At 72.4% G+C, this 19440-nt stretch carries 17 protein-coding genes and 1 tRNA gene; 10 read left to right on the forward strand and 8 right to left on the reverse strand.

Annotated features, from left to right (window positions below; all coding sequences use genetic code 11):
* Positions 1–528: 528 nt before the first annotated feature.
* Positions 529–1176, reverse strand: a complete 648-nt coding sequence (locus ACZ6R6_RS12675) for a response regulator (RefSeq protein ID WP_470092794.1) — start codon at positions 1174–1176, stop codon at positions 529–531.
* The gene (locus ACZ6R6_RS12680; RefSeq protein ID WP_470092796.1) at positions 1173–2315 is read right to left on the reverse strand and encodes a sensor histidine kinase; all 1143 of its coding nucleotides are present in this window, start codon (positions 2313–2315) and stop codon (positions 1173–1175) included. The genes ACZ6R6_RS12675 and ACZ6R6_RS12680 overlap by 4 nt, the downstream gene beginning before the upstream one ends.
* A gap of 109 nt (positions 2316–2424) precedes the next feature.
* Here ACZ6R6_RS12680 and ACZ6R6_RS12685 point away from each other — a divergent pair, with 109 nt between their 5' ends.
* Both ACZ6R6_RS12685 and ACZ6R6_RS12690 read left to right on the forward strand, forming a co-directional pair.
* Positions 2425–3576, forward strand: coding sequence for an alpha/beta hydrolase family protein (locus ACZ6R6_RS12685; RefSeq protein ID WP_470092798.1), 1152 nt, complete (start codon positions 2425–2427; stop codon positions 3574–3576).
* Between the two features lie 151 nt (positions 3577–3727).
* Positions 3728–4648 carry a diacylglycerol/lipid kinase family protein gene (locus tag ACZ6R6_RS12690; protein WP_470092800.1) on the forward strand — a complete coding sequence of 307 codons (921 nt, stop codon included), beginning with the start codon at positions 3728–3730 and terminating at the stop codon, positions 4646–4648.
* 233 nt (positions 4649–4881) lie between these two features.
* On the opposite strand, the gene ACZ6R6_RS12695 is transcribed toward ACZ6R6_RS12690, so the two are convergent.
* Positions 4882–5703, reverse strand: coding sequence for a MerR family transcriptional regulator (locus ACZ6R6_RS12695; RefSeq protein WP_470092802.1), 822 nt, complete (start codon positions 5701–5703; stop codon positions 4882–4884).
* A 147-nt stretch (positions 5704–5850) separates the two neighbouring features.
* On the opposite strand from ACZ6R6_RS12695, the gene ACZ6R6_RS12700 reads away from it, so the two are divergent.
* Together ACZ6R6_RS12700 and ACZ6R6_RS12705 are read left to right on the forward strand one after the other, a co-directional pair.
* Positions 5851–6642: an SDR family oxidoreductase gene (locus tag ACZ6R6_RS12700; protein ID WP_470092804.1), complete on the forward strand. Its 792-nt coding sequence runs from the start codon at positions 5851–5853 to the stop codon at positions 6640–6642.
* Entirely contained in the window at positions 6642–7475 is an 834-nt protein-coding gene (locus ACZ6R6_RS12705) for an SCO6745 family protein (protein ID WP_470093207.1), read from the forward strand. The genes ACZ6R6_RS12700 and ACZ6R6_RS12705 overlap by 1 nt, the downstream gene beginning before the upstream one ends.
* A 122-nt stretch (positions 7476–7597) precedes the next feature.
* Here the strand turns inward: ACZ6R6_RS12705 and ACZ6R6_RS12710 are convergent, their stop codons facing one another.
* Positions 7598–8197 carry a hypothetical protein gene (locus tag ACZ6R6_RS12710; RefSeq protein ID WP_451933604.1) on the reverse strand — a complete coding sequence of 200 codons (600 nt, stop codon included), beginning with the start codon at positions 8195–8197 and terminating at the stop codon, positions 7598–7600.
* A gap of 37 nt (positions 8198–8234) precedes the next feature.
* Entirely contained in the window at positions 8235–9620 is a 1386-nt protein-coding gene (locus ACZ6R6_RS12715; protein WP_470092806.1) for a selenium-binding protein SBP56-related protein, read from the reverse strand.
* Between the two features lie 316 nt (positions 9621–9936).
* On the opposite strand from ACZ6R6_RS12715, the gene ACZ6R6_RS12720 reads away from it, so the two are divergent.
* From ACZ6R6_RS12720 to ACZ6R6_RS12730, 3 genes are all read left to right on the forward strand, one after another.
* Positions 9937–10803 (forward strand): isocitrate lyase/PEP mutase family protein, encoded by an 867-nt coding sequence (locus ACZ6R6_RS12720; protein ID WP_470092808.1) that lies wholly within the window; start codon positions 9937–9939, stop codon positions 10801–10803.
* A 115-nt stretch (positions 10804–10918) separates the two neighbouring features.
* A complete protein-coding gene (locus ACZ6R6_RS12725) occupies positions 10919–11290 on the forward strand; it encodes a nuclear transport factor 2 family protein (protein ID WP_470092810.1) in 372 nt (123 codons plus the stop codon).
* Positions 11291–11866: 576 nt separating this feature from the next.
* Positions 11867–12370, forward strand: coding sequence for a DoxX family protein (locus ACZ6R6_RS12730; protein ID WP_470092812.1), 504 nt, complete (start codon positions 11867–11869; stop codon positions 12368–12370).
* 92 nt (positions 12371–12462) lie between these two features.
* Here the strand turns inward: ACZ6R6_RS12730 and ACZ6R6_RS12735 are convergent, their stop codons facing one another.
* Entirely contained in the window at positions 12463–14739 is a 2277-nt protein-coding gene (locus ACZ6R6_RS12735; protein ID WP_470092814.1) for a family 2 encapsulin nanocompartment cargo protein terpene cyclase, read from the reverse strand.
* Positions 14740–14866: 127 nt separating this feature from the next.
* Positions 14867–15712, reverse strand: coding sequence for a DUF6597 domain-containing transcriptional factor (locus tag ACZ6R6_RS12740; RefSeq protein ID WP_470092815.1), 846 nt, complete (start codon positions 15710–15712; stop codon positions 14867–14869).
* Between the two features lie 204 nt (positions 15713–15916).
* On the opposite strand from ACZ6R6_RS12740, the gene ACZ6R6_RS12745 reads away from it, so the two are divergent.
* From ACZ6R6_RS12745 to ACZ6R6_RS12755, 3 genes are all read left to right on the forward strand, one after another.
* Positions 15917–16450 carry a TIGR03086 family metal-binding protein gene (locus ACZ6R6_RS12745; RefSeq protein WP_470092816.1) on the forward strand — a complete coding sequence of 178 codons (534 nt, stop codon included), beginning with the start codon at positions 15917–15919 and terminating at the stop codon, positions 16448–16450.
* Positions 16451–16549: 99 nt separating this feature from the next.
* Positions 16550–18025, forward strand: a complete 1476-nt coding sequence (locus ACZ6R6_RS12750; RefSeq protein ID WP_470092817.1) for a vWA domain-containing protein — start codon at positions 16550–16552, stop codon at positions 18023–18025.
* A gap of 229 nt (positions 18026–18254) precedes the next feature.
* Positions 18255–18327, forward strand: a tRNA-Ala gene (locus ACZ6R6_RS12755).
* A 52-nt stretch (positions 18328–18379) separates the two neighbouring features.
* Here ACZ6R6_RS12755 and ACZ6R6_RS12760 read toward each other — a convergent pair.
* On the reverse strand, positions 18380–19414 hold the full coding sequence (locus ACZ6R6_RS12760; RefSeq protein ID WP_470092819.1) for a YncE family protein: 1035 nt from the start codon (positions 19412–19414) through the stop codon (positions 18380–18382).
* Positions 19415–19440 lie beyond the last annotated feature (26 nt).

Genomic DNA, 19440 nt, shown 5'->3' on the forward strand with positions numbered 1-19440 from the left:
GCCTCGACCCGCCCCTTCCACTTCTCGTTGCCGAGCAACCAGTCGAAGGACTCGGTCTGGAGAGCGAGAAGATCAGGAACTTCGAGCGGCTCCTGGACGCGTGAGAAGGACACGCGATGGGGACCAGCGGGTACGGCGGAGGCGTTGCGCGAGGCTGCCACAGATGTCCTTCCGGAGGCACGGATGGAATCGAACTGCGCGCACGCCAAACGCCCCGGGAGAATCCGGGGAGCGTCAACAGACGGCGCGAGGGAGCATCATAACGCAAATGAGAAACAGATTTCCATGCATACTATAAGCGTCAACCTCGCTGCCGCTTTCAGCTTGTCACAGCCCGGGTGGCCTCGTCAACTTCTTACGGTCGAGGTACGCGTCGGCGTCATCCGCCGACCGCCTCGTGGGCGTCTTCCCGCTCGTGGAGCAGGACGGAGCCAGGTGGTCTCACCGGCTCCAGGGGCCGGGCCGGCACATCCGCCGTCGGTGGAAGACGCGACGCGAGCGACTCGGCGGCCGGCGGGAGACGGCCGGTCAGCCGAGGTCCGCCTCGTGCACCAGGATCGCCGCCTGCACCCTGTTGGCCAGGCCCAGCTTGGCGAGCAGCCGGCTGACGTGCGCCTTCACCGTTGCCTCCGTCAGCTTGAGCTCCCGCCCGATCTGCGCGTTCGACAGGCCGCGGGCCAGTGCCCTGACCACGTCCTCCTCCCTGGCGGTCAGTGACGCGAGCCGGTCGCGCGCGGACTCGGCCCGGGAGGGGGCCTTGTCGACGAACGAGCCGATCAGCCGCTTGATCACCGTGGGAGACAGCATGGCCTGGCCCGCCGCGACCGTGCGGACGGCGGCGGCCAGCTCCCGGGGCGGGGTGTCCTTGAGCAGGAACCCGACCGCGCCGAGCCGTAGCGCCTCGTGGACGTATTCGTCCAGGTCGAACGTGGTGAGCATGATCAGCTTGGGCGCGTCGGGCGCGGTCAGGACACGGGCCCCGGCGATCAGGCCGTCGGTGCCGGGCATGCGGACGTCCATCAGCACGACCTGGGGCCTGAGCCTGGCGGCGGCGGCGATCGCCTCGTCGCCGTCGCGGGCCTCGCCGACGACCACCATGTCGCCCGCCGCCTCCAGGATCATCCGCAGCCCGGACCTGACCAGCGCCTCGTCATCGACGATCAGCACGCGGATCATGCGGCCGGGATCCTGGCCAGGACCTGGAAGCCGTCCTCGTCCTCCGGGCCGGCCTCCATCCGGCCGCCGACCAGCTCGACGCGTTCGCGCAGGCCGACCAGCCCCCAGCCGGAGCCGGGCAGCGCGCCGCGCGTCCCGGCGGAAGATCTGTTGCGCACGGTGACCTCCAGCTCGACGGGCCGGTAGCGGACGGACACGTCGGTCTCGGCGTTGCCCGCGTGCTTGTGCACGTTGGTCAGCGCCTCCTGGACCACGCGGTAGGCGGTGCGTTCCACGATGGGACTGAGCGGACGCGCGGCGCCCTCGTCGTGGCGGTTGACCACGATGCCCAGCGCGCGGGACTGGTCGAGCAGCCGGTCGAGGTCGGCCAGCGTGGGCTGCGGGCCGCGCACGGAGCCGGGCGACCGCAGCACGCCGAGCACCTCGCGCAGGTTGCTCAATGCCTCCCTGCCGGCACCGCTGATCAGCGCCGCGGCTTCGGCCGTGCGCTCGTCGGGAGCGCCGACCTCCAGGGCGCCGGCGTGCAGGACCATCAGCGACACCCGGTGCGCGACCACGTCGTGCATCTCCCTCGCGATGCGCGCCCGCTCCTGGCCGCGTGCCTGCTCGGCGCGGAGCACCTGCTCGCGCTGCAGCTGTCGCGCCTGCTCGCGCACCGCGTCGAGCACCTGCCGCCTGGCGCGGACCCACAGCCCGGTGAGCAGGGGCAGGGCGAGCAGCGCGCCGCCCAGGAGGACCGCGTTGGCGAAGGTGCCCACGACCAGCGCCCGATATCCCCCGTCGCGGTAGGAGACGAGACCGCTGAGTGCGAAGATCGCGGTCGCGCCGCCGATGTAGAGCCACAGGTCGCGGCGGCGGCTCAGGTGCGTACCCGCGTAGTAGGAGGCCGCGACGGCGGCGGGCCACATCACCAGCCACGCGTAGGCGATGGCGCCCACCGCGGCCAGCGGCCACAGCGAGCGCCTGGCGCGGGCCGCGGCCACTCCCGACGCGGCGGCGACGGCCGCGAGCACGGGGGTGGGCAGCGCCGATCCCACGCCCATCGAACCGGACGCCGAAGCCATGGACAGGAGGAACACGGCCGCGCCGAGCGCCCACGGCGTGATCCGCTCGACGATCTCGAACCCGCCGTACGTCATGGCCAAGAGGCTATAGGGCGAGCTGGGCGGCGCCCCCCTACGAAAGTCGCGGGTGCCGGGTAACTTTCGCCGAGGACGGTACGGCCGGGCCGCACCGCATGGTGAGGGCATGAGGAAAACAGCCGTCGCGAGCCTGCTCGCGCTCTCCGCACTCACCGGTATCGGTACGGCGGACGCCGCGGCGTCCGCCCCCACGCCCGTCCCCGCGTCCGCCTCCACCCCCACGCCCGCCCTGCCCGCGCCGACGGGCGGCCACGCCGTCGGAAGATCGGTCATGCACCTGATCGACTCCGGCCGCCCCGACCCGTGGGTCGCCGGCCGCAAGGCGCGCGAGCTGATGGTCTCGGTCTGGTATCCGGCGCGGAAGGCCGTGGGCAGGCCCGCGCCGTACGTCACGCCGCGGGAATCGGAACTGATCATCAAAAGCGTGCCGCAGCTGAAGGACGTGCCGCCGGACACGCTCGCCAGGACGGTGACGTACGCCCGCGTCGACGCGCCCGCCCTGAAGCGGACGGGCGGCTGGCCGCTGGTGGTCCTGTCGCCCGGCATGACGTTGCCCCGCGCGACGATGACCTCGCTGGCCGAGGAGTTCGCGAGCCGGGGCTACCTGGTGGCGGGCATCGAGCACACCTACGAGTCGATCGCCACCACCTTCCCCGACGGCAGGACCGTCACGTTCGAGGCGGGCAGGGGCGGTCAGACCCCGGAGCTGGGCGCGAAGGTCGCCCGGGTCAGGGCCGCCGACACGGCGTTCGTGCTGGACCGGCTGGAGGGGAGCAGGCGCTGGGGCCGGCTGATCGACGAGAGCAGGATCGCGATGGTGGGGCATTCGGTCGGCGGCCAGAGCGCCGCGCACCTCCTGCCCGGGAGCCGGCGGATCAAGGCCGCGGTCAACCTGGACGGCTCCTACAATCCGAGGACGCCGGCGGAGCCGGTCGAGAAGCCGTTCATGATGATCGGCAACCCGAGGCAGGCGCCGGGCGCCGGCGGGGGCGACAGCTCCTGGGACCTGTTCTGGCCGCACGTGACGGGTGACTGGAAGCGGTGGCTCACCGTGACGGGCGCCGAGCACATGAGCTTCGTCGACTACGCGGTGCTCCAGCCGCAGCTCGGGCTGCCGGAGCACCCGCTCGACGGGGAGCGCGCCATAAAGATCACCCGCACGTACGTCACCGCCTTCCTCGACCTGCACCTGAAGGGCAGGCGTCAGCCGTTGCTGGACGGGCCGTCGGCTGACCACCCCGAGGTGAGATTCCACTGAACGGCCGTGCGGGTCCGGCCGGGGTGCTCCGTCGCGTCCGGGGGAGCGGGGGACTCCCCACGGGCGGCCGGGCGGGTGTGGCCTGACGTTTGCGGCTGCGGAGCGGGGGCAGCCGAGGCAGTGCCCAAGGCGGTGTTGAAGGAGGGTTTCCATGCTGCGGCAGAAGCAGGCAGTCGGCACGGTCGCGGTGATCGCCCATCAGAAGAAGTCGCTCGGGGGCGGGCTGGACGAGCTGCGCAGGCTCCTGGCCGACGAGGAGCCCGGCAAACTGCTCTGGTACGAGGTGCCCAAGAGCAAGAAGGCTCCCAAGCAGGCGCGCAGGGCGCTCAAGGAGGGCGCCGAGTTGGTCCTGGTCTGGGGCGGGGACGGCATGGTGCAGCGCTGCGTGGACGCGCTGGCCGGCTCCGGGGTGACCGTGGGCATCATCCCGGCCGGGACGGCCAACCTCCTCGCGCAGAACCTCGGCATCCCCGAGGACCTCCCCGAGGCCGTGCGGATCGCCTTCTGGGGCCAGAGCCGGGAGCTCGACCTGGGCAAGGTCAACGGTGAGCACTTCGCCGTCATGGCGGGACTCGGCTTCGACGCCGAGATGATCAAGGACGCCGACCGGGGGCTGAAGGACAAGCTGGGCCGGGCGGCGTATGTGTGGACCGGGCTGCGGCACGTCCGGGGTGAGCTGGTCCGGATGGAGGTCAAGCTCGACGGGGTGAAGTGGTTCGAGGGGGAGGCCAGCTGCCTGCTGCTGGGCAATGTCGGGACCATCACCGGGGGCATCGAGGCCTTCGACGACGCGCGCCCCGACGACGGATGGCTGGAGATCGGCGTGTCCACGGCGAAGGGGCCGATCCAGTGGGCCCGCGTGCTCGGCCGGATGAGCGCCGGGCGGTCGGACGAGTCACCCTTCGTCCGGATGACCCGGGCGCGCAAGATCAGCGTCAAGCTCGGCGCGCCGATGACCTACGAGCTGGACGGCGGGGCCAAGGACTCCGTCACCCGGCTCAAGGCGAAGGTCGTGCCCGGCGGCATCACCGTCCGGGTCCCCGCGCCGGACGGCCCCGACGACCGGGCCTGAGCGTCTCCGGCGGGCCACGGGTCCGTCCCGTGGCCATGCCCGGCGGGATCGGCCTTCCCGGCCTCCGGACTCGGCACCGGGTCCGATGACGCCGGGGGTCCCCTGAGGCGGGGGGCGACGGCGTCAGGGTTCTGCCGACGGCGTCAAAGTTCTGAGGCGGGGCCGGCAGCGGCGGGGCCGCGGGGGCCGGAGAAGAGCGGACGCCGGTCACGCGGGGCCGGCGTCCGCCCGTCCTATGCGGTGGCGACGGTCATCTGCAGTTCGGTGACCCAGCTGTCGCGGTCGTCGTGCGGACATTCGATGCTGACCTCCCGGGCCAGCCCGACGCTGCGGTAGCCGTGCTCCTCGACCCAGTGGGCCAGCGCCTGGAACGCCGGGCCGGCCTCGTCCATCGAGCCCCGATGGATGATCGTGGCGGCCGTCTCGATCGCCGGCAGGTCCACGATCGCGAAGTCGTGCTCCCCGGACGCCTCCGCCGTCACCTCCACCCCGGCGTGCACGACCACCCGGCCGTCCGCCTCCGGCTCGTAGCAGGCGACGCCGTACCCGGACGGCGTCACCCCGGCCCGGTCGAGCCGCCGGAACAGCTCGTCGTACAGGGGCTGGATGACGGGGCCGATGTCCCCGCCGTCGTAGCTCGCCGCGACGGCGGTGAGCTCGGCCAGCCGGACCGGGGCGACCCGCTTGAGGACAACCTCTTCGATGCCCATGTGTCCTTCCCTCTCCATAGACCGGAGCCTCGCCTCGACCCGGAGCAGCCGCGCCGTGTCGGCGGCGATCCGCTCCTCCAGCTCCGCGCGGCGCAGCCGTACCATCCCGTGCAGCTCGGCCGTGCTCACCTTCTCGTCGAGGATCGACCGCACCTGCTGCAGGGTGAATCCGAGATCCTTCAGCGCGATGACGCGGTTGAGCCGCGAGAGCTGGTGGGCCTGGTAGGAGCGGTAGCCGCTGGCCGGATCGACGCGGGCGGGCCGCAGCAGCCCGAGCGCGTCGTAGTGGCGCAGCATGCGCACCGACACGCGGCCGAGCTGGGCGAAGTCTCCGATGCTGAACATGATGCTTCCAGGTGTAGGGGCTCACACGGTGTCAGGGTCAATCCCGTCCTCCGGCGCGGCCCGGGAGGCCCGCCGTACCGCCGTTGACTGCTACTGACGGGTAAGCATAGGTTCCCAGATACCGACTGGTCGGTTTAAGGAGCTTCTATGCGGGTGCGGGACAAGGTCGTCGTGGTGACCGGGGCCGCGAGCGGGATCGGGCGGGCGATGGCCCTGCGCTTCGCCGCCGAAGGGGCGGCCGGGGTGCTGGTGGCCGACCTCGACGGGGCGGGCGCGAGCGAGGTGGCCCACCAGATCGGTGAGCGGGCGGTGGCCGTGCGGGCCGACGTCTCCGTCGAGGACGACGTCCGCGGCCTGGTCACCGCGGCGGAGGGCACCTTCGGACCGGTCGACCTGTTCTGCTCCAACGCCGGGATCATCACCGGCCACGGGCTGGAGGCCACCGACCCGGAGTGGACCCGGACCATCGCGGTCAACGTCCTGGCCCACGTCTACGCGGCGCGGGCGGTCGTGCCCGGCATGGTCGAGCGCGGTGGGGGCTACCTGCTCAACACCTGCTCGGCGGCCGGGCTGGTCAGCTGCCCCGGCGACGCCCCCTACGCGGTGACCAAGTCGGCCGCCATCTCCTTCGCCGAGTGGGTGGCCATCCACTACGCGACCAAGGGCGTCAAGGTCAGCGTGCTCTGCCCGCAGGGCGTGCGCACCGGCATGTTCGAGCAGGGGATCGCCGAAGAGCACCTCACGGCCAGGGCGGTGGGCGCCTCCGGCGCCATCCTCGACCCGGACACCGTGGCCGACGAGGTGATAGAGGGGCTCGGAGCCGAACGCTTCCACATCTTCCCCCACCCCGAGGTCGCCGAGTTCGTCCGGCGCAAGGCCGAGGATCCCGACCGCTGGCTGGCCGGGATGGCCCGTTTCGTCGATTCCCTGGAGGCATGATGACCGACATCCGGCTGGCCCGGCAGTCCTGGCGCCGTCTGGAACCCGTCCACGGGATGATCTATTTCGTGCCCGAGGCCACCGAGCGCTACGCCGCCCTCGGCCTGGAGCCCCACGCTGGTTACTTCGCCTCCCGCGGGGCGGCCTTCGGGGCGGCCTCACCCGAGCTGGTCATCGCGACCTTCTACAACTTCTGCCCTGCCCTGGTACGGCAGGCGCTCCCGGCCGCCTGGGACGTCACGACCCCCGAGAAGGTGATCGAGGCCCGCCTCGACGCCGCGGACGCCGCCCTGCGCCGGGCGGCCATCCACGAGATCCCGGTCCTGGCCGAGACGACGGCGCTGGCCAGGCGGGCGGCGGAGAAGGTCGGCGAGCACGTACAGGGCCGCCCGCTGGCGGCCGCGCACGCCACGCTGCCGTGGCCGGACGACCCGCTGCTGGAGCTCTGGCACGCCCAGACCCTGCTGCGCGAGTTCCGCGGCGACGGTCATGTCGCGGCCCTGCTGACCGAGGGGGTCGGCGGGCTGGAGGCGCTGATCCTGCACGGCGCGACCGGACAGATGCCCACGATCTTCCTGAAGGTCAGCCGGGGCTGGCCGGAGGAGCAGTGGGCGGCGGCCGAGGAGGGGCTGCGCGAGCGCGGCCTGCTGGAGGGTGACGGGCTCACCGAGGAGGGCCGGGCGCTGCGTCAGCGGATCGAGGACCGCACCGACGAGCTGGCCCTGCCCGCCTACGCCGCGCTCTCGGAGGAGGAGCTCGCCCGGCTCGCCGAGCTGGCCCGGATCTTCGGCCGGGCCGTGGTGGACGCGGGCCTGCTCACCTTCTCGGCCTGAGGCCGGCCCGCCTGAGGCCGGACCCGGTCCGGGGCCGGCGCTGGCCTGAGGCCGTCCTCGCCTGGAACCGGCCCCGTCCGAGAGCGGCCCTCGCCTGAGGCCGGCCCGGCCCGCCGGACGGCTCAGGTGAGGGCGGCGGAGACTCCCGCGCCGATCAGGGCGACGGCCCACACGGAGTCGAGGTTGAACCACGCCTTGCGGAGCACCGCGACCCCCAGCCGCTCGTAGACGACCAGAGCCAGCGCGGTGGTCGCCGCGAGCATGGAGAGCGTGTGGATCGCGGTCGTCAGCAGGCTCTGCGAGACCAGCGCGGCGGTGCCGTGCCCGGCGCGCAGGGTGATCGGGAGCACCATCAGGCCGGCGCCGTGGGCGGTGGCCATCAGAAACGACCACCCGGCCAGCTGCAGGCGGGAGACCTTCATCCCGACCCAGCGGGGATGGCGCCGGCGCACCAGCCGCCAGACCCCGAAGCCGCAGACCAGGGCCGCCACGCCGTACGAGACGAGCTTGGGCGGGGCGGCCAGGCGGGCCGCCGACACCAGCGCGAGCGTGATCAGCACCGACCCCGCGTGGCCGAGTACGATCGGCGGCAGCGCGCGCAGCACCGCCGCGCGCGAGCGTTCCTGCAGGCCCAGGGCGACCGCGAAGAGCCAGCCCATGGCCGGGTTCAGGCCGTGGAAGGCGCCGAGCCCGGCCAGGACCAGCACCGACGTCAGGTCCATCGGGTGCGTCCCGACAGGGCCGTGGCCGGAGCGGCGGTCACGGGAAGCAGTAGGAGTCGGATGAGGAGTCGCCTCCCTGCAGGCGGATCTGGTGGGCGCGGCGGCCGTCGGAGGCGAAGTCGACGAAGAAGGCGGGATCGAGGGTGAGCGAGCCGTCCTCGGCGACGTCCACCTTGGCCATCCAGCTGGAGACGCCGTCGGGGTAGAAGACGTCGTCCCAGGAGCGGTAGAGGGAGTTGGTGAAGTAAACCCGCCGCCCGTCCCTGCTGGCCTCGACCATCTGCGGCCCGCCGTTCAGCGCCCGCCCGGGAGCGGCCGGGTGGGGGTCGCGCCGGGCGATGCCGCCGATCCGCACCGAGCCGGTCTCCCGGGGGGCGAACGGGTCGGAGACGTCGTAGGCCTTGAGCTCACCCGTGCCCCAGCAGGAGACCAGCAGGATCCGGTCGTCAAGGGTCAGGGAGATGTCGGTGACCAGCGGCGGCACCGCGCCGAACTGCTTGAGCGGCTCCGGCAGCAGGTCGGCCGGGGCCGGCTCGGCGGGGATGGTGATGATCTTTCGGGCCTTCCAGACCCCGCCGTCCAGATGCCAGGTGAAGATGTTCGCCGACAGGTCCTCGACGCTGATCACGGTGTTGACGAAGCCGTAGGTCTTGGTCGGGTCGTGGGCGGGACGCAGCTCCAGGGCCATCTGGTGCTGGTCGCCCAGGTCGATCTCCTGCAGGTGCCTGCGCCTGGTCAGGTCCCAGACGTGCAGCCGGTGGCCGTACTCCCGGCCGACGAGCAGCTCCAGCGAGGGGCCGGGCTCGATCTGGTTCGGCGTGCCCCACTCGCTGGTGATCATCGTGTCGTGGCCGAGGTGCCACCAGAAGTCGTAGTGCAGCGCCTGCGGCCCCCGGTCCGCCTCCCAGTGGCCCTTGGGCTCGAAGGTGTCGTGGTCGAGCGTGAACACCCCGCCCGGCGCGTCGCCGTCCACGTTGCCGAGTGCGCTGACGTAGATCGCGTCGGTGCCGCAGTGGACGGTGTGCGGACGGCTGTAGCCGGTCTTCTCGAAGATCGTCTCCGGCTCGATCGTCTTGACGAGCTTGGGGTGCCAGGGATCGTCCTTGACGTCGAAGACGTAGATCCGGCTGGAGCGCAGGCCCGGCAGGACCAGATAGCGCCGCTCGACGTGCGGGTGCGGGGCGTACGGGCACAGGGCCGAGCTGCACACGTTCCACCCGAAGTGGTGGAGCTCGTCGCCCGGCACGGACATGTCGTGCACATTGGCGACCGACCCGTCGGACAGGTCGATCGTGGCGAGCCCGTCGGGACGCCCCTCCCCGGTGGCATCGAGCAGGGCGACGTAGGCGAGCTCCTCCCGCGGGGCGGCCATGGCCTCGCGGGCGGACGGGTAGAAGGTGGGATCGGGCTGGATGAGCGCCATGAGGACTCCTCGGCCGAGATCAATATCCCACTAATGTTGTAGGAAAACTCTCCGTTGTCTAGGGGTCATTTTACGTAATCGTCCTGGAGGGCTTGAGTCGCCCCTCCGGTCCGCTCCCGGCGGTCCCGGCCGGCCCGCCGGCCGGTGACGGCGGTGCGGAAGCTCGCGCCGTGCCTGCGCGGGACCTGGCCGACGGGCGGAGATTCGGCCTGAGCTTAATCAGTGGACGGCCGCTTCTCTGCCCAGCAGCATCCTGGGAGCAGGCGCCCGTGATGCTGGTGCCGAGAAGCAGAACGACGCGAAGGCGGTCATGCACATGTCTGTTGACAGCTCCCCCTCCACCGATACCGCGACCGATACCGCAGCCGGGAGGAAGGCCAGGCTGTTCCGCGCCCTGAGCGCCGAGTCCGTGCTGGTGCTGCCCAACGCCTGGGACGCCGCCAGCGCGACTGTGATCGCCGCGGCCGGTGCCACGGCGATCGCCACGACCAGCGGCGGCGTGTCGTGGTCGCTGGGCCACGGGGACGGGCAGCGGCTCAGCCGGGGCGAGATGGTGGAGGCCGCGCGGCGCATCGTGGACTCCGTCGACCTGCCGGTGACGGTCGATGTGGAGGGAGGATACGGACCGGCCCCGGCCGATGTCGCCGCGACGGCGCGGGCGGTGGTCGAGGCCGGGGCGGTGGGCGTCAATCTGGAGGACTCCACGGCCGTCGGCGGCCCGCTGTTCGACGTCGCCGAGCAGGGCGCCAGGCTGCGCGCCGCCAGGGACGCCGCCGCCGCGGCGGGCCTGCCGGAACTGTTCGTCAACGCGCGCACCGACGTCTTCCTGTTCGCGATCGGCGCGTCCGACGGCCGGCTGGGCGAGGTGCTGGCGCGCACGGAGGCGTACGCCAAGGCGGGAGCCGACGGCATCTTCGTTCCCGGCCTGCTCGATCTGGACGTGCTGAGGACTCTCTGTGCCGAGTCGCCGCTGCCGGTCAACGCGATGGCCGTCGGCGGCGGACCGAGTGTCGCCGAGCTCGCGCAGGCCGGGGTGCGCAGGATCAGCGTGGGCACCGGGCTGGCCCAGGCCGCCTACACCGCGGCCCGCAGGGCCGCCGCGGAACTGCTCGGCACGGGAGGTCTCACGGCACTGGACGGCTCACTGGACTTCAGCGAGCTCGACGTCCTGTTCCGTCGTTGATCGGGGCCGGCGGGACGGCCCGCGCGGGTGACCGGGGAGTCGGAACCCCGGCCGGCGGTTCTCCCGCCGCGGTGCGGCCGTGCGCGCCGGCCGGCGGGCGTGATACGACGGTGCGATGAACGACGAACTCCACGCCAGGGCCGTTGACGCCTTCATCGAGGCCGCCAACGCCTCCGATCCCGAGCGGCGTGCCGCCCTGCTGGGCCGTGCCCTCACCGACGACGTCGTCTTCTGGGGGCCTTTGGGGCGCGGCGTGGGGCGCGAGGCCGTCGAGGACTTCATCAGCGAGGTGGTCCAGCGCCATCCGTCCGGGGCCTGCCATATGGTCCGGACCACCCGGGTGGACGCGCCGGACGAGTGGGCCCGCTACGGCTGGCGCTACGAGAGCGCCACCGGCGAGGCTCTGCTCTCCGGCATGGACACCGTCCATGTCACGCCGGAGGGCTGGATCGACGAGATCGTCGTCTTCGCGGGCACGCTCACATGAGGGACGGGGAGAAGCCGGTAAGGGGGTACCGGTAAGGGGGTGAGGGGCCGGGAGAAACCGGCCCTCACGTGAGATCGCCGCCGGGGCGGGCGCGCCGGCCGTGGAGACCGCCCAGAGGTGCGGCGGGCCGGCCGCGGCCGGACGCCGGCGGGCGGGCCCACGTCGTGATCAACGATGTCGTCGGCGGGCGCACCGCCTGAGCGGATGAACGACTTGCTCGACGGTGACCGCCGGCCCAGGGTCCTGATCTTGATCTGGGATGGCCGGCGGAGCTCCGATCCTCGGCTCGGGCGCCCCGGCCCTTCTCGCGACGGCCCACGCCCTCCGGCGCCTGTGGGGGGCGGACCGCTCCGCCGCGACGCGGCGCGCGCTCCCGGACGTCAAGCGGCATCCCAGAAGTGAGTTCCGGCATCGGGTGCGGCCGGTGAGCGCGGGCGCGCAGGGCGCCCTTGCCCGTCCGGGGCGTGACCCTCGCGGAGACCCTTCAGGTTCATCCGGCCTTGCCCATCGGCCACGCTTTGGATAGTGTGACTATCTAACTTCTAGATAGTCACACTATCCAAAGGTGGGATAGCCATGATCATCATCGTTCTCGTTGTCGCCCTGCTGGGCTTCCGCCTGCTGGGGGCGCTCGGTGTCGGCCGGTTCGGCACCTGGCAGGTCGGCGCGGCACACGCGATGGCGGCCATGCTCGTCATCACCGCCAGCGCGCATTTCGTCCCCGCGAGCGTCACGGTCATGCCCAACCACGCCGACCTGGTGGGCATGGTGCCGCCGTTCGTGCCGTATCCCGATGTCATGGTCTACGTGACCGGCGTGCTGGAGCTGCTCGGCGCCGCGGGGCTCGTCCTGACCGCGACCCGGCGGGCTGCCGGGATCTGCCTCGCGCTCCTGTTCGTGCTGCTGCTCCCGGCCAACATCCACGCCGCGGTGTCCGACGTGCCGTTCGGCGGCGACGAGGCGACGCCCCTGTGGGTGCGGATCCCGGAGCAGCTGCTGTACATCGCCGTCGCGCTCTGGGCGGCCAGGCCGGCTCCCGGCGGATCCGCCCGCGTCCTGCGCCACAAGCTCGTCGGCTGAGACAGGAGCGGGGATGGCGCGGCCGGGCCGGCGGGCCCGCTCGCATGAGAGCCCGGCCGGGCACGGCTCTCATGCGAGCGGGGAGGGTCCGGTCACATCTGGCCGGGTCCTCCGGGCCGGCCGTGGAACCCGCCGGCCCCGGCCGGGGCCGCGGCCCGCACCGCCGAGGTGCCCAGCCCCGTGGGCAGGAAGGACAGGACCGCCGGCGCGCCGGAGGCCCGGCTGCGCCGGAGCTCGGCCTCGGTGTAGCGCGCGCACCTGCGGTGCCACTCCAGGATCCCCGACATCCACTCCTTGAGGTCGTCGGCGTGGCGGGTCAGGAGCGCGCGGACCGGCCCGTCGAGGTTGAAATCCTCGAACAGCGCGGGCAGGCCGTTGGCGACGATGTGCTCGAACTGCCGCATCCGCGCCGCCATCAGGTCGGCCACGATGTCGCGGGCCTTCCAGCGGTCCACGTTCAGGAAGTTCTCCACCACCAGGACGAGGTTGTGGGCCTCGCCCTCGAACTCGATCTCCTTCTGGTAGGAGAACAGGTCGTTGGTGAAGGTGGCGTAGTCCTGGGCCGCGGTGTCCAGCTCGCGCATGGTCCGGGTCTCGTAGAGGCCGGCCGGGACCACGTCCGAGTGCGCGAGCCGGGCCAGGCTCATCGTCATGTCCGAGCCGAACGTCCTGCGGCGCATCTCGATGTAGTCGACCGGGTCGGGGACGCGGTTCTGGGCCTGGTTGGCCAGCTCCCACAGCCAGCTGGAGGTCATGGCCTCGACCGCCCCGCGGAACTGCCGCCGGGCGGCCGGCGTCATCGGCCCCGCGGTGCGCCGCCACAGGTCCGCCAGGCCCCGCTCGATCGGGTCGGCCGGCTCCGGGACGGGCTCGCCGTCCAGCGGCATGAACGCCGACAGCCGGTCGTTGCAGAGCTTCGCGGCCACGAGGTCGCGGCGCGTCCCGAACACCGCGGGGAAGTAGTCGTCGCCGTAGGTCCCCCAGGCCAGCCAGTCCGACGACAGGTTGAGCTGTTCGGGGCTCGCGTCGGCGTGGATCATCGCGGCGCAGTGCGCGAAGTCGAAGCCGGCGAAGCGCCGCTCGTCCCACAGCCCGCCGTGCCCGGTCCCCGGGGCCGGGTCGAACATGCCCATCCGTCGCGCCCAGCCGACCGCGTAGCGCCGCGCGGCGTCCAGATGGGGGCTGGTGCGGACCGGGTAGGGCATGTAGAGGTCGGGCAGCGGCAGATGCCCCACCGGCTGGAACGGGACGTAGGAGTGCTGCTGGACCCTCCGCCGCAGGCCCAGCGCCGCGGGGGAGGGCAGCGGCCGGACGGCGGAGGTGCCCAGGCCGGTCGGGCCCCCCAGCACGCCGGGGGAGGCCGAGACGGCGCCGTCGTTCATGTAGCGGCTGGATCGGGCGTGCCACTCGTGCCCGCCGGACTGCCAGTCCTGCAGGCCCTTGACGTAGGCGGCCACCCCGCCCTGCTCGTGCGGGGGCACGGCGTGCTCGGCCAGCAGGGCCGGGACCTCGATCAGCGCCGTGTTCTCGAACTGCTGCAGCCGGGAGGTCAGCAGGTCGTTGACCAGCTCGGCGGCCTCCTGCGTCGAGCAGCCGAAGAACCGCTCGAAGACCAGCACCGCGTTGGAGTTCTCGCCCTCCTCCTGGACCTCGCGCTGGTAGGAGAACAGGTCGTTGCGCAGGTGCACCGCGTCGGAGAAGGCGTCCGACAGGACCCGCATCGGCCTCGTCCCGGCGAGAGCGTCGGGGATCTCCGCGCCGACGGCGTATTCGACGAGGTTCGCCGACCAGGGGGCCCCGCCGACCCTCCGCCGCATCTGCACGTATTCGATCGGGTTGGCGATCCGGCCGCGGTCGATGTTGTCCAGCTCCCACATCGACTCCACCATCAGGTTGTGCGTGCTGGTGATGAAGCGCCGCCGCCACCCGTGTGACATCGCCGGGACCGTGCGCTCCCACAGGTCCCGCAGCCCCGCCTCGGCCGGGTTCTCCGGCTCCGGCGGCGTCTGGCCCTCTGTGGTCATGAACAGCTCGAGGCGGTCGAGATAGGCCTGCGCCCCCGGGAGGTCGCGGGAGTGCTTGAACTCCTCCAGGAAGTGGTCGTCGAAGAAGAACACCCAGACGTACCAGTCGGTGATCAGGTCCAGGGCGGGGCCGTCGCAGTCGGGGTGGGTGTAGGCGCACATGAGCGCGTAGTCCATCCTGGCCAGCGCCTCCTCGTCCCAGACGACGCCGCCGCCGGGTCTGGGGGCGTCGAGCATGCCCATCCGCCGGGCCCAGGCCATGCTGTGCTCGCGGGCGCGCTCCAGGTGGGGGTTGAGCCTGGCCGGGTAAGGCATGTAGAAGTCGGGCAGCGTGAAAGCCTGCATGAACGTGCCTACTCTCTCTCGGGCCGACTGGCGCGCTTCACCAAAGGTGATGGCATCGACACTTAAAGTAGTGTGTCGCGGTGCCCGGCCGGAAGGTGTCTCCCGAACCTCCTCCTCCGCCGCGGGCTCAGCCCGGCGGCCCGGCCGTCCGCCCGGCGGGCGCGGTGCCGTCGGCGGGGCGCGCCGAGGGGCGGGCGGGTACGGCGGAGCGGGCGTAGGCGGTGGGGGACATGCCGACGACCGAGGTGAAGTCACGGGTGAGATGAGCCTGGTCGCTGTAGCCGAGCTCGGCCGCCAGGCGGGACCAGTCGGTGGCGGCGCTCGCGCGCTCGGCGGCCTCATGGATGCGGTAGCGGCGGATCACCCACTTCGGGGAGACGCCGACGTAGTCGTTGAACAATCGCTGCAGGGTCCGCACGGTCAGGCCGTGCCGGGCGGCCAGGTCGTCGACGCGGGTGATCCCGGGGCTGTCCACGATCCCGGCGACCATGGCGCCCACCCGTTCGGCGACGGGATCGCGGGGCGGCAGCCGGGCCAGGAGGAAGGCGTCCAGCAGCGCCACGGCCCCGGCGTCGGAGGCGGCGAGCACGGCCGGCGCGGTCGCCTCCGCCCCGGGGCCGAAGACCTCCGAGACGGGTGGGAAGCGGTCGGTGAGCGTGGAGACCGGGGCGCCGAGGAAGGGGCGGAAGCCGCCGGGGCGGAAGCGGGTGGCGACCACGACGCCGGTCCCGGTCAGGGTCTCCAGATAGTCACCCGTGATCACTCCGGCGACCCGGGAGCCGCGCTCCTGGAAGACGAGGTTGACCGACGGATGCGACACGACCCGCTGCTCGTACGGCTCCGCCAGGTCCCAGCGGATGATCCAGTGGTGCTCGACGAAGGGGGCGAGCGAGGGGTGGCAGGCGTGGCGCCCGTAGCCGAAGCGGGCCGCGCCCGCGTTGAGGATGCCCCGGGTGTCGTCGGCAGGGGTCACGACGGGACCGGGAGAGGTTCGGCGGGGGGCGCGACGGGACCGGGAGGGGCGGTGCCGGCCGCGCCTCTGGCGGCGCGCGGTGCCGTGCCCGGGATCCCGGCTCCCGGGCGTCCGGGAGCCGGTCCACGATGCACGCGCATGCTCAGGGATCATATGTCGTGTTTTTTCAAGACGGCCGGGGGCCGGCGGGAGACCATGGCCGTCATGAACGAACTGCTTTCACGCGCCGTCACCCGCACCGCGGCCGTCGTCGGCGGGATCCGGGAGGACCAGCTGGACCTGCCCACCCCGTGCACCGAATTCGACGTGCGTGCCCTGGTCGGGCACATGTCGTGGGTGGCGGTGATGTTCGAGGCGCTGGCGCGCAAGGAGCAGGCGCCGCCCGAGGACGCCGACCACACCTCCTTCGGCAGCCGCGCCGCGGGGATGGTCGCCGCCTGGTCGCGGCCGGAGTCCTTCGAGGGGACCAGCCCCACGATGGGGATGCCCATGACCACCGTCTACCAGATGGGCCTGGGCGACATGGTGATCCACGGCTGGGACCTGGCCAGGGCCACCGGGCAGGACTACGAGGTGGACGCGGAGACCGCGGAGGCCGTGGCCGCCTTCGTCGAGCGGATGGCCCCGCAGGCCCGGCAGGCGGGGATCTTCCGCGAGCCGCCGGCCGTGCCGCGGGACGCCCCGCCGTTGGAGCGGGCACTGGCGCTCAGCGGCCGCGACCCGCACTGGAAGCCCTGATCACGGGCCGGGCACGGTTTGCGCTCGCTTGGGTGAAGTGCCCGGCTCCCTGGCGGGGCGGGTCGTCGTAGGGGATGACACGCATCCTACGGAGGCGACATGAACCCGCGCACGTTCGCCATTGCCCTCGCCGTGATCGCCCTGCTGCTCGCCGCCGCCTGCGGCGGATCGGAGAGCAGCGGCAAGCCCGCGACCATACCGAACAGCGGCCCCGGACCGGCCGTGCCGTCCCTGGCGCAGGACCGGGACGCCGCATCGGCCGAGGAACGGGACACCACCGCCGACCAGATCTCCACCTTCGCCCTCGACGTGGACACCGCCTCCTACGGCTATGCCAGGCGGATCCTCCAGGAGGGCCGGCTGCCCGAACCGGGCCGGATCCGCCCGGAGGAGTTCGTCAACTCCTTCCGGCAGGACTACCGGGAGCCCGGCGGCGACGGCTTCACCGTGCACATGGACGGCGCCCGGATGCCGGAGAACGGCACCGCGCTGGTCCGGGTCGGCCTGCAGACCCGCGGGGCGGACCCGGAGACGCGGCGCCCGGCCAACCTGACCTTCGTGGTGGACGTGTCCGGCTCGATGGGCGAGCCCGGCCGGCTCGACCTGGTCCGCGAGGCCCTGCACAAGCTCGTCGACCAGCTCGGGCCGGGGGACCAGGTCTCCATCGTGACCTTCAGCGGCCAGGCGCAGCTCGTCGTCCCCATGACGCCCGCGACCGAGACGGGGCAGCTGCACGCGGCGGTGGAGCGCCTCGCCGTACAGGATTCGACGAACCTGGAGGCGGGGCTGACCAGCGGCTACGCCGAAGCCGCCCGCACCTTCCGGCCGGTGGCCACCAACCGGGTCATCCTGCTGTCCGACGGGCTGGCCAACACCGGTGACACGAGCTGGCAGGGCATCCTCGACCGGGTGGAGGAGTCCGCCGGCCGGCAGATCACCCTGCTCTGCGTCGGGGTCGGCCGTGACTACGGCGACCAGCTGATGGAGCAGCTCGCCGACAACGGCGACGGCGCGGCGGTCTACGTCAGCTCGGTCGACGGCGCGCGCAAGGTGTTCGTCGAGCAGCTCGCCACCAACCTCGACCTCCGGGCCCGCGACGCCAAGGCACAGGTCGTGTTCAACCCCTCGACCGTGGAGTCCTACCACCTGATCGGCTACGAGAACCGCCGGATCGCCGCTGAGGACTTCCGCGACGACACCAAGGACGGCGGCGAGATCGGCCCGGGCCATTCGGTGACCGCCCTGTACGAGGTACGGCTGCGCAGCGGCGCCTCCGGCCAGCTGGCCATGGCCACGGTGCGCTGGCAGGACCCCGACACCCGGGGCCCCGGCGAGACCAGCCGCTCCCTGGACTCGGCCGAGCTGTCCCCCTCGGTCTGGCGTGGGACCTCGCCGAGGTTCCAGGTGGACGTGGTGGCGGCGGCCTTCGCCGAATACCTCCGGACCCGCGAGTGGACCGCCGGGGTGGGGGCCGGGGAACTCGCCGAGCACGCCGCGCGGCTGGCCTCCTCCACCGAGGACGCCGCGGTGTCCGAGCTCGCCGGACTGATCGGCCGGGCCACGTCGCTGGGCTGACGCCCGCCGCCCCGGGCGGGCGGGGACCGGGCCGGGCCGCCGCCCGGCGTCCCGGCCCGCTCCCCGGGCCGCCGCCTTCCCGGGGGTCGGTCCCCGGGCCGCCGCCTTCCCCGAAAGACCGGGCGGTTGCGCCGCGTCCGCCGCGCGCGGACGGTTTCTGAGTGGTCCCCGATGTCCTATACACTGGCGTGGTGCCGCTGGGGCGAGAGACCGGCGACACGAAACCTGAGGGGCTATGGCGCAGCTGGTAGCGCGCCTCCATGGCATGGAGGAGGTCTGGGGTTCGAATCCCCATAGCTCCACAACGGGCCGTGCTCGAGATGGCCTGAAGCACGTTGACGAGATCCCGTCTGATCACTCCGATCGGACGGGATTTCGCCATTTCCCCGGATGGCGTAGCCGTCGGTAGGCTCCTCCGAGCGTGTGCGGCGGCCGCTGAGAAGCGGCGCCAGCGGTGTGCGGCCACTGCGAGCGCATCACAAACCGGCCGAGAGGCATGCGTGACCTCGCGGTCGGTGGTCTGCCGCCACGGAGCAAGGATGTGCGGGTTGGCGATGCAGACCATGAGCACGACCAGGATGGTCTGTGCGACGCGGCCGTGGGCGAGCCGGTTTTCAGGGTCGGCCAGGCCGAGGTGAGGTAGTGCGGGTCCTGCCGGAACTCGGCCAGATGTTCCAGGTCGCCGGAGTGGACGGTGATGCTGGCCTGCCGGCGGAGGCGGGGCAGCTGCTCAGACGCCGGCGGACGGCGGGCCTCGTCGGCGAGCAGGAGCACGGTGGGCCGGGCGGCGGGATGCGCGGCGCGCTTGCGGGGATCGGTCAACTCCACTGCGGCTAGGCCGGTGATGGGGGTGGGGTGCAGCCGGTTGAAGCGCGGGCAGGTCACGGCTGCGGACGCGCCGACGGCCAGGCACTGCAGCCGGATCGCCACGCGCTGGTCGGGACCTTGCTTGAGCTTGAGGTAGTAGGGCTCGCGAGCGGCGATCAGCGCGGTCAACTGGTCGGTGGGGGAGCGGATCGCGCGGTCGTCCGGCCCGGTGGTGGCCTGGGCCAGCGGCGCGGGCATCAGCGGGCAGGCCAGATTGCCGTCGATGAGCAGGGCGCCGTGCAGGCTGCCCTGGACGCCGCGCTGGTCGGTTCTGTAGTCCAGCGCGAGCCGGTAGCCCAGCGCGCGGGCGGGGTGGGCGGAGTACTCGGCGGTCTGGTCGGTGTAGGCGCGGTCGACGGAGGCCAGCCCGGCCGGCAGACCCAATGGGCTGATGCCGTGCAAGGCGGTGATGACGTTGGGGCCGAGGCGTTTGCCCGGGGTGTCGATCACTGACACCGAGTGGCCGAAGTAGTTGGCGACATACAGCCGGCTGCCGTCCGCGCTGACGGCCAGATCTGCCACGCGCGGGCGGGGCCATCGACGTTTCA

Source organism: Streptosporangium sp. NPDC048886 (genome assembly GCF_055586905.1).

Bases quoted from the DNA above. Each gene is read 5' to 3' on its own strand.
- ACZ6R6_RS12720 (WP_470092808.1), top strand. From the start codon at position 9,937: ATGTCTGTTGACAGCTCCCCCTCCACCGATACCGCGACCGATACCGCA.
- ACZ6R6_RS12680 (WP_470092796.1), bottom strand. From the start codon at position 2,315: ATGACGTACGGCGGGTTCGAGATCGTCGAGCGGATCACGCCGTGGGCG.
- ACZ6R6_RS12745 (WP_470092816.1), top strand. From the start codon at position 15,917: ATGAACGAACTGCTTTCACGCGCCGTCACCCGCACCGCGGCCGTCGTC.
- ACZ6R6_RS12710 (WP_451933604.1), bottom strand. From the start codon at position 8,197: ATGGACCTGACGTCGGTGCTGGTCCTGGCCGGGCTCGGCGCCTTCCAC.
- ACZ6R6_RS12695 (WP_470092802.1), bottom strand. From the start codon at position 5,703: ATGTTCAGCATCGGAGACTTCGCCCAGCTCGGCCGCGTGTCGGTGCGC.
- ACZ6R6_RS12700 (WP_470092804.1), top strand. From the start codon at position 5,851: ATGCGGGTGCGGGACAAGGTCGTCGTGGTGACCGGGGCCGCGAGCGGG.
- ACZ6R6_RS12725 (WP_470092810.1), top strand. From the start codon at position 10,919: ATGAACGACGAACTCCACGCCAGGGCCGTTGACGCCTTCATCGAGGCC.
- ACZ6R6_RS12675 (WP_470092794.1), bottom strand. From the start codon at position 1,176: ATGATCCGCGTGCTGATCGTCGATGACGAGGCGCTGGTCAGGTCCGGG.
- ACZ6R6_RS12690 (WP_470092800.1), top strand. From the start codon at position 3,728: ATGCTGCGGCAGAAGCAGGCAGTCGGCACGGTCGCGGTGATCGCCCAT.
- ACZ6R6_RS12685 (WP_470092798.1), top strand. From the start codon at position 2,425: ATGAGGAAAACAGCCGTCGCGAGCCTGCTCGCGCTCTCCGCACTCACC.
- ACZ6R6_RS12730 (WP_470092812.1), top strand. From the start codon at position 11,867: ATGATCATCATCGTTCTCGTTGTCGCCCTGCTGGGCTTCCGCCTGCTG.
- ACZ6R6_RS12750 (WP_470092817.1), top strand. From the start codon at position 16,550: ATGAACCCGCGCACGTTCGCCATTGCCCTCGCCGTGATCGCCCTGCTG.
- ACZ6R6_RS12705 (WP_470093207.1), top strand. From the start codon at position 6,642: ATGACCGACATCCGGCTGGCCCGGCAGTCCTGGCGCCGTCTGGAACCC.
- ACZ6R6_RS12735 (WP_470092814.1), bottom strand. From the start codon at position 14,739: ATGCAGGCTTTCACGCTGCCCGACTTCTACATGCCTTACCCGGCCAGG.
- ACZ6R6_RS12715 (WP_470092806.1), bottom strand. From the start codon at position 9,620: ATGGCGCTCATCCAGCCCGATCCCACCTTCTACCCGTCCGCCCGCGAG.